Genomic DNA, 273 nt, shown 5'->3' on the forward strand with positions numbered 1-273 from the left:
CCCGCACCCAGCTCGCCGACCGCAAGCGCATCGAGAAGGCCAAGCGGCTGTTGATGAAGCATCAGGACTGCGCCGAACCCCAGGCCTACCAGACGCTGCGCAAGCTGGCCATGGACCGGGGCCCGCGCATCGGCGAGGTGGCCGGCAACGTGATCGATATCCTCGAAGGCCTGGAGAAAGGCCTATGAGCATGCCCCATGCCCCCGAGCGCCCCCGCTGGACCCTGGGCATCGTCCCGCTGCTGGACGCCACCCTGCCGATCGTCGCCCGGGA

1 protein-coding gene is annotated in these 273 nt (G+C 69.2%); it reads left to right on the forward strand.

Going from position 1 to position 273, the window contains the following annotated elements:
* On the forward strand, positions 1-188 hold a 188-nt coding region (locus tag CVH10_RS20470), incomplete at its 5' end, for an ANTAR domain-containing response regulator (RefSeq protein ID WP_146143186.1).
* Positions 189-273: the final 85 nt, after the last annotated feature.

This window comes from Halomonas sp. ND22Bw (assembly GCF_003011945.1).
GTDB classification, from domain to species: domain Bacteria; phylum Pseudomonadota; class Gammaproteobacteria; order Pseudomonadales; family Halomonadaceae; genus Halomonas; species Halomonas halophila.